Origin of the sequence: Klebsiella sp. BIGb0407 (assembly GCF_024807845.1) — a bacterium.
GTDB lineage: Bacteria > Pseudomonadota > Gammaproteobacteria > Enterobacterales > Enterobacteriaceae > JGM124.
On the sequence record NZ_JANUEQ010000001.1, the window covers coordinates 718,609 to 731,513 of the forward strand.

Sequence of the window (12,905 nt, forward strand, 5' to 3'; positions counted from 1 at the left end):
TCAGACCCCAAGCCAGACACGTAACGATGACCAGGGTTTACGCATCAAGTAGGCAATCAGTACCGTTCTTTCGCCATAGATTTTTGCCGTCCCTTTCAGACCCACTCTGACTACCGATTCTGGCTGATTAAACTCCGCCAGAAGGCGATACGCCATCACATTCTCAGCGTCAGGCGTTGCACGATAGCCAATCTGAGTTAATGCGGCATTTTGTGGTGAGTTCGGTGCAACATTGAGGAATAAGCGCACTTCTGCGCCGTTTTCCAGCGCGATGGCATCCCCGGCTGGCAGCTGTATTTCAAGCTGGGTATCACTTGGGTCGGCAACCATCATAATTCGCTCCCCGACCGAGACTGATCGTCCCAGTAAATCCGTGGCATTATCAAATATCACTATGCCGTCACGGGGTGACTTAAGTGCCATACGTGCCAGTTGAGATTCAACAAACTTCATTTCACTCTGCATCTGCTGGCGACGGCTGGCAAGTACCGCGAGCTGAGCCTTGGCATCTGCATCACTTAGCGCCATCTGCTGGGCCTGACGATACTGGGCCTCGGCGCTGGCAAATTGCTGACGGGCGTTTTCTCGCTGGTTGAGTAATTCACGGGCATCGAGGCTGACCAGGACATCACCCTTAGCAACAGGTTGATTAGGTTTAACCTCAAGAACATCCACCACGCCAGAAAGCGGCGCACGCAGTATGGTGGGTTTATTCGCCACCACTTCCGCGGGTGCCAGTACCGATTGCCGAACCGGGATCAGCATGATTAAAGCCAAAGCAACGCCAATTACCAGCCCCTTTCGCTTTATCCGGGGGCCGGTTCTGCTACTTTTTGGCTGACGAGAAAGACTCTGCCAGGCATGACCATAGGCATCGGCTAACTGCTCCAGCAGGAGTTTTTCAGGCTCCGACCATAGCGCATCTTTTAGCAGGACTAAGCTCAGTTCCCCGCCTTTCCCCTGATGGGGAAGCGGTATCCAGAGTCCGTTTTCTGGCAAATACTCCTGCCAGAATTGACCGTCCTCAACGGAAAGGTCATTCGCCCTGACGGCGGTTATTTTGTGGAAAGTCTGCTGCCACTGACGACAAAGTGCGGAAAAGCCACGACAAAACGGGGCGTGACTGTCCACGCTGGAAACCCCTGAAGCCGCCACTATTTTACCCGCGACTCCGTCCCAGAGAATCGCCTGACGATAGTTCGTCAGGCGATGGGTCTCATTGACCATAAAAAAGGCCAGACTCTCGCGGCTGTCCAGCGCCCGCATGCGGCGCTGGAGCTGTAAGAGTTCCGCAAGCGGCTGTAGAGGATTACTCATTCACCGATGACTCCGCTGGAACGAAACGCGCTTCACCACTCATACCGGGAAGCAGCCCTTCACTGGCATGGGTGATTTTACCGAAGACTTTCACTGACTGACTCACCGGTTCAATAGAAGACGAGATACGGCTTATTTCAGCGCTGTAGGTTTGTCCGGTTTCGTCCAGGGTGACGGTAAACGGCGTGCCTGTTTTCAACCACACCAGCCAGCGTGACGGCACAATGGATTCCAGTTCAAAAGCGCTGTCGTCATAGATAGCCAGCAGTTCTTTACCTTCAGGAACGGTTTCCCATTGACGTACGCGCGCCTCTGTCACCCGGCCATTGAAAGGAGCGACGATGTTACAACGCTTTAGCATTGCACGGTTCACGCCACCTTCCGCCTGGGCCATCGACAACGCCGCACGCGCCTCATCGACATCAGACACGCTGATAGCATTGAGTTTATCCAGCCGGTTAGCAACAGAGACTTTTTTACGTGCGGCCTGTTCGGCCGCGTTTGAGTAATTAAGTTTCTGCTGTAATACCGTGCAGTCGAAGGTCAGCAGGGTTTGCCCCTGCTTAAAACTGTCACCTTCTTTGACATGAAGCTCATTGACGCGAGCGGCGATACCACTGGACAGCATGGTCTGTTTCACGGCACTCAACTGGACCCGAACGGGATCCAGTTGAGACTCAGCCAGACCTGCTATCGGCAGCAAACAGGCTGCCAATATCAGAAGTCTCATTCCGCGACTCCGGAAAGCGACTCAAGGTTATTCCACATATCATCGATGCGGTTAACCTGATTGGTGCGCGTTGTGGCCTGCGGCCTGCTCATAACAACAGGCTTATTGGCAGCAACAGGCAGGCTGACCGGTTGCTGACCGATGAGCAACGGCTGACTTACCGCTACCGGCGCGGTACGGGCGACTGGCGCAGGTACGGTTACCGGTGCAGCCAGGGTTACCGGTGCGCTGGAGAGCTGCATAGAGACTTTTGCCAGCTGACCTTTTTCAATCTGCTGCGTGGTACTCCCGATGCTGGCGCTCAATGAGGCAAGGCTAGTGCCATTGATATTATCCGGCAATACATCCAGCCCGGCTGCCTGATAGACGGTGCCCAGCGCATCCTGCATGCTGGCAAAACTACGGTCACGGGCACGGGTGGTCAGAATGGTTTCAGTGCTGATTTGCACTTGTTCCATCTGCGTCGCCGCCTGGTTACGGTAGCTTTGATCGGTCTGGTTCAGAATACCCCTTTGTACCCGTGCCAGTTCCTGATAACGCTCGAACATCTGAGTACTCTGCTGGTATTCCTGCCAAGCCACGTTCACTTGGGTCAGAACCGCCATGCGTAATGCCTGACGTCTGACTTCTGCCAGTGACTCACCTGCTTCACCGGCATTTTTGACCGAAGACCAGGAGAGAACATTCAGCAAGTTGCCGCTGACCTGCACACCGGCGCTTGCCCAGTTACGGTTAACCAGGTAATCGTTGCTGTCGCCGTTAATACCGGCAAACAGTGACACGCCTGGCAGTAAGCGGGTTAATGAGCGACGGGTATCGAGCACGGCATTACGGGCTAAATAGGTCTCTTCACGAATTTCAGGTCGTTTGACCATCGCAAAGTTCTCTAAGTCACCCAGGGTGTAAGGCAGCTTGATCTGAACCAGACTGCTTTGCTCAGGAGAAACCACGGTAAAACTGCTTGCTGGCGGCAGGTTCATCAGCGCAGCCAGACGTGATTTCGCCAGCACCAGATCGCTGTCAACCACTTCCAGCTGACGGACCATCTCCAGCATATTTTTCTGGAAACGCAGTGACTCCACCGGCGGCAGCAGACGCTCACGTTCAGTTTGACGGGCAAAGGCCAGTGACTGACGCGCTTTAACTAAAGCCTGGGTAACTTCAGGTTGCAAACGCTGGGCCGTAGCGGCTTCCCAGTAGGTGGTGCGCACCTGACGGGTAATATCTGCCACCACTTTACGACGGCGTTCTTCTGCCGCTAAGGTTTTGTTCGCCTGTATTTTGGCATTAAAGTAGCTAATACCAAAGTCCAGCACGTTCCAGCTCATGGTCAGGTCTGCGGTACGCAGTGTCATATCCTGGCTGGTTGATGCCTCCAGTGACTGCTTACCGGTGGTCACCGACTGGCTACTCGATGCCGCGACATTGCTTCGCGTGACCATACCTGCCTGTGCAGCCAGTTTAGGCAGCATATCCAGTTGAGCGATGCCCAGCAGGTTATCTTCAATCGCTTGTTCCATCAGGGCAACGCGCTGCTGAAGGTTGTATTTTAATGAGCGAGCCAGCGCCTCATCGAGCGTAATAACACCGCGAACCGGCTCTTGATCGGCATACATTTGTGTCCGATCGCTGAGCGCCTGGCTAATCTGCTCATCCATCGTCACAGGTTCAGGACGCACGGCGCAGCCTGCCAGGAATAAAGCACTGGCTATCGCTGTCATTTTAAGACCGCGTTTTGCCCAGCCGTTTGCCTTATGTTGTTCAAACTTAGAATGACCCACCAGAGTACTCCCTATTATTGTTTTTAAATTAATCATGATGCTTGTGCAGGTTGTGCTGCGGAGGCTGACATTTCCAGAGAGGCTTTAAGTAAAGCGTCACTGTCCCCTTGTCCCGCGGCGAGTGTTTTAGAAATGGCATCTTTAGCAGGTAAGACTGCCTCAAAAGTCGCCCGTACCTCGTGGGATACAGTATCTTTAGGTAATGCAGACTGAATTGAAGCGACCGACAACGGCTCTCTTAAGGTCAGTAACAGAACAGATCCATCAGCACGAATCAGTCTGAGCTGGATTTGCCCAACCTGAGGCGCTTGCGTCTTGTCCATTTTCAGCTCGCCCGTAGCCGGGTCGAACTGAAGCCACTCGGGTAATGGGCGACCATTCGCCAGACGGGCATCGATAAACTCCCCCTGACCGGCAACAGAATGGATCTGAATATTCGCAGTCACAGGCTCCCAGTAATCAACCGTCCCGGTGCTATGCGCTTTGTGGGTTAACCCTTTGAAGTCGACTTTTTCAAGCTCGGGTAACTGACCAAACTGAATCGGGTTTAAAGACCAGGGAGACGCGGCTAAATCCAGCGGACCTGTGGCTAAATGCGTTGTACGGGACAGGTCAGTGATCTCAGAGGAGGCCACATTGAGGCCAAGTGACTCTGCAAGTGAGGCATAAATACTGTCTGTACCCCCTGTTGCTGTCGGGAATAATCCGACGGTCGAGGTGAACTCAACATGACTGACGGGCCGGGTCTCAACGTCCAGAGTCAGAACGATACTGGCTGACTCACCCTGAGCATCAGTCGCCGTGAGCGTCATGGTATAGCTACCATCGGTAGTCGGTGTTCCTGATAAGGTATGCGTCGCTGGATTAAAGCTTAAACCTTCAGGTAAGCCATCAATCTGCCATGTCAGCGTTTTATCCTCGACATCAGTGAATAAGTCTTCCGGGAAGGTCAGACTATAGTCCGTGTCTTGTGTCGCGCCCGGTAAAATCAGACTATCAACGCTTGCTTCTGGTGGGCTGTTTACCGCTATAACGGTTACCGCTGTTTTCAGGTCAGGCTGGGTGCTGTCCTGACCACCGCCACTGTCCTGAACCGAGCTCAAGGTGATATTTCTTACACCTTCTGTCGGGTTATTGCTGGTATGGGAATAGCGGATACCTTCAATCACTGATGCTGGGGCAGAGATACTGCTCGCGCTGCTCAAGGTGAGCGTAGCGTTGCCGTCAACGACTGAGACCGTCCAGGCATAGCCGCTGGACGTGGTGCCGCTGCCATTGACTAAGGAAATAGCGGTGCCATCGAGGTATAACTGTTCGCTCGCACCGTCTTTCAGACCACCGACGGTGACGCTAATACTGCGAATAGCCTGGCCCGCTTCAACCGTATCAACGCTGACATCGGTGTAAAGCGGCGTCGGCGTACCCCCTTCAGTAAACTGGGTATCGCTCCCGGTTCCGGTCACGACTGGCGGGTTATTGACCGCCTGAACCGTCACGGTTGAGGCAAGATTCAGAACGCTGCTGTCTTTCCCCCCCAGGTCAGTACCGCCATTATCCTGAATACTGGTCAGGGTAACGGTACGCGTCCCGGCAGTCGGGTCATTACTGTCATGGCTGTAGGTTAATCCGTCCACCAGAGAGGCTAATGCCAGACCCTCGCTGTTGCTGACGGTGACAGTAACGACATCCCCTTGCACAGTTACCTGATAGTCATAGCCATTAACGGTTTTACCGTTACCGGCAATCAAAGCGATTTCCGTGCCATCAAGCGTCAGTTTTTCATGCGCACCGTCAACCACACCTGAAACCGTCAGGGTCGTATTGATAAAGGTCTGCCCGGCTTCAATGGTGCTGGCCTGGCTATCTTTAAAGATACCGGCAGGCGTGCCGCCTTCAACATAGGTGCCATTCACTGGCGTGGTGGTCAGGGTTGGCGCATCGTTAATGGTCGTGACCGCCAAGGATAAAGTGACACTGTCACTCGCACCATAACTGTCGGTAACCTTCAGGTTTAAGGCAATCGCATTCCCGGGATCGGCACCCGCATGGGTATAGGTAATTTGCTGCAGAACCTGGTTCGCCAGCTCGGTGCTGACGCTGGAGGTAAAGACCAGGGTCAGTGTTCCCTGGCTATTCACAAAATCGGCTATTGCTTTGCCATCAAACATGACTTTCCCGTCTTGTAACGAGAGACCATTAGCTTCACTCAGACCAAAATTATCGTCTGCGCTGGCGTTGTCGCGGCCCAAAGTAATGGTGGCACCCTGATAGTTTCCTTTACCTTCATTCAGCTCGTCATATTCAGCATCATTAAGCGTAATACCCCCGGTCAGTGGCAGCGTTTCGCCTTCGGTATACTCAATAGCAATAGCGTCAACTAACCGATCAGACAGCGAAACAACGCTGTTGTCGCCAAGGACGATAAGGCTGCCATTTTTACCGGAGATAATCAGGCCGGCATCTTTAAGTCCCGGAGTCTGGCTGCTGTCTATTGTCTGTTTTAAGTTCAGGCTGCCATCACTTTCCACCAGGTAACGGCTGACGCTGCCAGTGGACTGGGTGACATAGAGGGTCTTTCCGTCTTCAGACAAGGCCACAGAAGCTATCTGGCTAAGGTTGGTTTGCTGGCTGACAAAATCCAATTTGCCCGTCGCCGAGTCGAAGCTATACAGGCTAATACTGCTGCCAGTGGTAACCACTATCTGCTTACCGTCAGCTGAGACCGTCAGACTGGCGTTATCATTAATACTGGCAGATCCCTGACCATCACGAATATAAGCCACGTCTTGCAGGCTGCCGTTATCCTGAACCTGATAGACAATCAGAGTATTAGCAACAGTTTCGGAAGCCGGATCGGTTAACACATAGACGTAGTTGCCGACGGCTTTAATCTCAACGGCGGTAAACAGATAAGGTGCTGTCCCGGTGGCACCGGAAATTTCCTGAGTCCGGGTATATGCCCCTGACTCGCTATCCTGGGTATACACTTTCAGGCCTGAGTAGTTACCATCGACGACATAGACCGTTTTACCATCAGCTGAAAGGGCAAAGTCGCTGACATTCTGGGTTTCGAGGGTGCCGACTTTAGTCAAACCTTCGGTGGTGGAGAAAATCGTCAGGCTATTGCCTGAATCGGCCAGCACCAGCACATGACTGCCATCCTGGCTGACTTCCACTGACTCAATCGCGCCCGACGAGACTTCAACCGTTTGCTGATAAACCCATTTGCCGTCTGTCGTCTGGCGCTGGAATACCGCCATATTGCCGTCACTGCCAGCGACATAGAGCGTTTTACCATCCTGACTCAACGCGCTAGTGACAACGTCACTAACACCCGGGATATCACCGATGACTTCACCGCTGACCAGATGGCTATTATCCAGACCCGCGCCCAGAATCGGGGCCGCGTTATCAACAATCGTCACCTTCGCCGTTGCCGCTAACAGGCTGGTATCATCCCCGCCGCCATTATCCTGAACGCTGACGGAAACGGTGCGCACACCCGCAGTTTTGACCTCATTACTGTTGCTATAGCGCGACTGTTCAATCAAGGCAGCGGTTTGTGCTCCGGTGAGTCCTTCCTTAAAGGTCAGGCTCAGCGTGGTGGCGCCATCCTCAACGGTTACGGTGTAAGCATGGCCGCCTGACGTGGTGCCGCTGCCTGCGGTCAGGGCAATCTCAGTGCCGTCGATGGTCAGGCGCTCATTGCTGCCATCTTTCACGCCGTCAATATTAAAGGTCACGCTCGACATCGACTGGTTTTTCTCTACCGCCGAGATAGCAAGGCTTCCAAATAATTCAGCCTGATTACCGCTGACGGTATAGTTACTGCTGACGCCTGAGCCATTAATGACAGGTGCGTCATTGACACCCACCACCTTGACCGTGCCCTTAATACTGAGTTCGGTCTTATCCTGGCCGTCATCCGCGGTACCGCCATTATCCTGGATTGACGTCAGGGTAAGGGTACGTGAACCTTCGGTTGGATCGTTGCTGGTATTGGTATAGGTGATTTCTGACAGCATTTTGGCTGTCGCTTCAGTGGATAAACCACCGTCAGAATAAAGCTCTACCGTTGCAACACCGTCTACCACAGAGACGCTGTAGGAAATGCCCTGCTGAGTAACAGCGCTATTCCCATCAGTTAACGCAATGGTCGTGCCATCGATATGGAGTACTTCGCTGCTGCCATCCTGAATACCTGAAACAGTCAGCGAAATAGAGGTAATCGCCTGGCCGTTTTCACCGGTCGAGACCACCACATCTTTAAACACCACCGCGCCATCACCTTTTTCAGTGTACTGGCTCTGATTATCCCCGGCGGTTAAGGTTGGGGCTTTGTTCGTGAGGCCGACTTCCACTTCGCTACGAATAGAAACAGCGGTGGTATCGACCCCATTATTTGCCACACCACCGTTATCTTTGACCGCGGTGATCGTCACGACACGTGTGCCCGCCGTGGGCGTTTCACTGTAATCAGAAGCCCCGTTGCGATAAGAAATACTCTGTACCAAAGCGGCCAGCGCCTCGGACGGTATTTCATTGCTTTCAATCGTTACGGTGGCTACACCATCAACCACTGAGACGCGGGTATTGACGGAGTAATACACCGTCTCAACCGTGCCATCTTCACCCGTGACCTGATATTCCACGCCGCCGGAGCCCGTTGCGCCATCAGTTAATACAGTATAAGCGCCGCCAATCACCAGTATTTCGCGATCGCCGTCCTGAATATTGTCTACGGTCAGGGTGATTTCGCTGATAGTCTGCTCGGTTTCACCCGCAGAAAGTTCTACATTATCAAACAGCTTAGTCGGACCACCGCCGCTGATATAAGTGACATCTTTCCCTTCTGCCACCAGAGAAGGCGGGTTATTGATTTCAGTCACATTCAGCAGCAGGCTAATACTGCTGGAGACATATTTATCGGCAACCGACAGGGTTAAGCCAATTTTACTGCCCGGCATATCGCTGGTATTGGTATAAGTGAGGCGCTGTAGTACTTCATTCGCGGTGGCGGTATCAACATCTGCGGTATAGGTTAAGACCAGCTTGCCGTCAGTCGTTATAAAGGTCGCTATCTGGTTACCATTCAGGGTCAGAATACCGTTTTCCAACGCAAGTCCGTCGCCACTGGTAAAACCAAAGGTATCGACCGCCTGGTTCCCTGTCGTTCTTTCCAGGGTCAGCACCGCACCGTTATAGTTACCCTTCCCGCTATTCAGCACATCATATTCAGCATCATTAAGCTGGATAGCCTGAGTAATATTGACGGTTTCCAGCTCGGTATAGTCAACGTTAACGCTGCCCGCACTGGCCATACTCAAGCCCATAGTGCCGAAGAACAGATGGCGTCCACCATAAATCGACTTACCGTCCGCACTGACAACAAAGCGCGACATACCGTCAGCTACCGTGACTTTTTCACTAAACTGGGGGATGCCACTGGCATCAATTTTATAGATAGCCAGCGTGGTCGACCCGGCACCTGCCATAAATAAGGTACTGCCATCGCCGGACAACACCAGCGTATGGGGGTACTGGTTAAGCACCTCGTAGGCATCAGAGGCATTAACATACTGAGCGCTGTTGCTGGTACTGTCATAATGCAGTGTGGTGAGGAAGCCGTTACTGGTGGTGAGGTAGATATATCCGTTATCCGAGACTTCAAGACCATTAATACCATTCATGGCATTGCTGTTGATATTGGTCGCCAGCGTCTCAGTGGTACCTGATGCATCGGTCCAGGCGACTGTGGTACCGGTACGAATTATCTGACCGGCGTAGCTCAGTTCCCCGTTGGCGTCCGGCTGATAAATACTGACGCGTGAAGCGCCGATAATATAGACATTTCCCCGAGCATCGACTTCCACCTCGATGGCGGTACCGAGCCCGGTGGCTGGCAGATAGTTATCAATAGCCGTGAGTTCGCCATTATCGCCGATCTGATAGCTATAGAGCGTGGTCGCCGATAAGGCATATAACCTGTTGCCTTGTTCTGATACTTTCAGATCGAGCACTTTTTCGGGAATATCAGCAACCGAGCCAATAAATGTCAGGCCACCCGACTCATTGACACTGAAAACACTGACCGAGTAAGCAGTCGCACTTCCCGTATCGGTATAACCCGTCATATACAGCAGACTGCCATCTGCCGAGGTGGTGATAGAGGTAACGTTTTTTAAACCATCAACTTCAATACCGTTACTGTCATCACCATCGTTGACGGTGCCTTGAGTAAAGGCCTGAATTTGCGTCAGCTCACCGGTTTTCGTATCACGGCTGTAGACAAACAGAGTACCGGTACCATTCGGACCATTCACATTACTGCTGCTATTTGCTGCAACAATCAGCAGACTGCCGTCTTTTGATAGCGTGATACTGTTAACATACTGATTAAACCCTTCGAGTTTGCCATCGCTGGTATAGGCCAGGGTGCTAACATCGGCACTCAGATTCGGCGCCTGGTTGTTTGCCTCTTCAACCGTGATGACCCGAAGCGTGACGTCTCTTGAGGTAGAAACATTAGACTCGTCGGTAACGGTGACGGTGACGGTGTAATCCTTCGCAACCGAGGAGGTTCCCTTCAGGGTTAAGGTCTCTGCGTCAAAGACTATTCCCTCAGGCAAGCCCGAGACTGACCAGCTCAGACTATCGCCATAGAGGCTATCCGGGTCGGTGAACAGGCTGCTATTCAGCGTGGTGCTATAAGCGCTCCCTACAGTGGCATTACTGAGTTGTGAAGAGACAGCCTCGTTTACCACCGGTGCCCGGTTATCGATCTGGGCCACTTCTAAACTACGTTCAATCGTCGCACTGCCGCCCGAGGCATCGGTGACGGTGATAGTCAGCGTAAAGGTGCCGGTTTCCAGCGCCTGTCCTGACAAAGTTCGCGTATCCGGGTCAAAGGTAATCCCTTTCGGCAAGCCCGTGACGCTCCAGGTCAGGTTATCGCCATCTTCATCACTGAATAATCCGGAAAATAGCGTAAAGCTGTAGCCGGTTTCACTGATGGCTTTGTCCAGATTATAGCCGGTCGCCGCGTCAGTATTCACTTGCGGTACGGTGTTAACGCGAACCGTGGTAACCAGCGCCTGGCTGGTGAGCTCACCGTCACTGACCGTTACGCTGAGCTGAATAAAGCTCCCTGGCGTTGCGGCATTATTGCTGTAAGTCAGCTGCTGAAGAACCTGATTGGCGACGTTTTTGGTGACATCACCGGTGAAAGTGATAGTCACTTTACCTTCACCATTAGTCGCTACCGTGGCGATAGCTTGGTTATCAAGCGAAATCACGCCATTGCTGTAGTTCAGATTATTGGCATTAGTAAAACCAAAGGTGCCGCTATTGCTGTCGGCACTGACTGTAATCTGACTGCCAATATAATTTCCCTGTCCATCACTGAGAACATCATTATTACTATCAGAGAGAGTCATACCCTGGGCAAACTCGACCGGACTTCCCTTGGTCATGGTCTGAGCCAGGGTGTAACGGGTGATCCCATTTTCCTGGGTTATCAGTACCGAAAGCCCGTCTTTAGAGACGGCAATATCTTTTCCTTTAATATCGGACAGCGTATTCAGTGCGGTCAGCCCGCCACTCGCCGCCACCGCGTAGGTATGCAGAGTGCCACTATTGTCATTAACATACAGTAACTTACCATCAGCACTCAGGGCAATACTGCCAATATCATCAAATGATCTTGACTCAACCTCTGTGAGCGTTGTTCCACTCAGTTGATAAACGCTGAGGGTATTCTCATCAGGGTTAGCCACATACAGATACTGCCCGTCAGCTGAAACTGCCAGACTAAAATCGACACTCTGGTAACCAAAGCCATCAACAATCAGTGAGGCAACGGTGGTTAGTCGACCGTCCGCCTGACGCTGATAAGCATAAATAGTGTGATCCCCTGAGGAATAAGCGACATAGACCATATCGCCGCGGCTAATAATAATCCCGTTGCGATCGTTACTACCTGAAGAGCCTGGCGCTCGGTCTAAATAACTCAGTTCACCGGTGGTGGTATCGCGGGTAAAAATAGCGACGTCGTTCCAGTGGGTGCCAACGTAAAGATAAGCTCCATCATCAGATAAGGCCAGTCCGCCGCTAATCTCTCCATTGCTACTACTGTAGGTATTACTGAGAACCAGATTATTGCTGGCATCAAGGCTAAACATATAGATGTTTTCGCCGCCATCAATCGCATATACCCCCTGCCCACTCGGTGCAGTGACCAGTTCAGTCACCGTCCCCATCCCCTCAACCGCTAAAGTTTTCACCAGTGACAGATTGCCGCTGCCATCCACCATAAACAGCGAGATATTCCCTTTCCCGGCAACATAAGCATATTGTCCGTCTGCGGAATAACTCACCTGTCCCTGCTCGCCAATGCCTGGCAAGGCTACAGTGCCACCGGACTCAAGACCATGTCCGTCATTCACCACCGGCGCGACATTAATTTTACTGTCAATATCAACGGTGGCAGAAATGCCGATATCGGTGGTATCGAGCTCATCACTCAAGGAGACCAGCGTGACGGTTACCGAACCACTTTCCACCGTGGTATCCAGGGCTTTATAGGCGATATTATCGATAAGTTTGGCAATATCATCCGGACTATAGGCTTCAGATGAAGCGATACTGAGCGTCAGGGTCGTAACTCCGCCGCTGACAGACACCTGATAGGAATAGCCATTGTCTGCGGTTTCAGAGGTGCCCGTCTGTAAGGCAATAGTCGAACCATCAATCACTAATGCCTGATTACTCCCGCTGGTACTGACCTTAATCACCAGCTCAGTCAGCTCTTCTTTATCTCCGGCACTGATCACCTTTACGCCGGAAAACAGATCGACATTTTGCGGCGAACTGCCTTCATTAATCGTCAGGGTGCTCTTCGAGCCCGTAGCAACAATGCCAGGATTCCAGTCAGTTGCATCAATCACTTGCTCTGCTGTCGCCACGGCGGCAGCATCAAACATCATTCGGGGTTCCAGCGCCCAGGCTTGCAGCACAGAACGACGCTCAGCGCCGGTTTTAGAACGGGAATAACTCATAGTCTGATATCCTGTAAGTCA

General features: G+C 52.3%; 4 protein-coding genes. All 4 read right to left on the bottom strand.

The genetic code is table 11. The annotated features are described in order from the left end of the window. Positions 1-1,317 (bottom strand): efflux RND transporter periplasmic adaptor subunit, encoded by a 1,317-nt coding sequence (locus tag M2387_RS03440; protein WP_259047190.1) that lies wholly within the window; start codon positions 1,315-1,317, stop codon positions 1-3. Further along, entirely contained in the window at positions 1,310-2,047 is a 738-nt protein-coding gene (locus tag M2387_RS03445) for an efflux RND transporter periplasmic adaptor subunit (protein ID WP_259047192.1), read from the bottom strand. Before M2387_RS03445 ends, M2387_RS03440 begins: the two co-directional genes overlap by 8 nt. Continuing rightward, entirely contained in the window at positions 2,044-3,768 is a 1,725-nt protein-coding gene (locus M2387_RS03450; RefSeq protein ID WP_259048270.1) for a TolC family protein, read from the bottom strand. The genes M2387_RS03445 and M2387_RS03450 overlap by 4 nt, the downstream gene beginning before the upstream one ends. A 92-nt stretch (positions 3,769-3,860) precedes the next feature. Further along, positions 3,861-12,884 (bottom strand): putative Ig domain-containing protein, encoded by a 9,024-nt coding sequence (locus M2387_RS03455; protein WP_259047194.1) that lies wholly within the window; start codon positions 12,882-12,884, stop codon positions 3,861-3,863. Positions 12,885-12,905: the final 21 nt, after the last annotated feature.